The sequence below is a fragment of the Nocardioides abyssi genome (genome assembly GCF_030412915.1).
Classification (GTDB): Bacteria; Actinomycetota; Actinomycetes; order Propionibacteriales; family Nocardioidaceae; genus Nocardioides; species Nocardioides abyssi.
Window position 1 is genome coordinate 1 of the sequence record NZ_JAUHJR010000316.1, and the last position, 211, is coordinate 211.

1 protein-coding gene is annotated in these 211 nt (G+C 73.0%); it reads left to right on the top strand.

The genetic code is table 11. The annotated features are described in order from the left end of the window. A partial coding sequence (locus QWY29_RS20865) for an aldo/keto reductase (protein ID WP_300963116.1) occupies positions 1–211 on the top strand: 211 nt, incomplete at both ends.

Here is a 211-nt window from a genome sequence, read left to right on the forward strand (position 1 = left end):
CGTCGCCGAGCAGCTGATCAGGAAGGCGCTGCACCCGTACGCCGACGACCTGGTCGTCGCGACGAAGGCCGGTCTGACCCGGCAGGGCCCGGACGTGTGGACGCCGGGCGGCCGACCGGCGTACCTGCGCCAGCAGGCCGAGCTCTCGCTGCGGAACCACGGCGTCGAGCGGATCGACCTGATGCAGCTGCACCGCGTCGACCCCGACGTC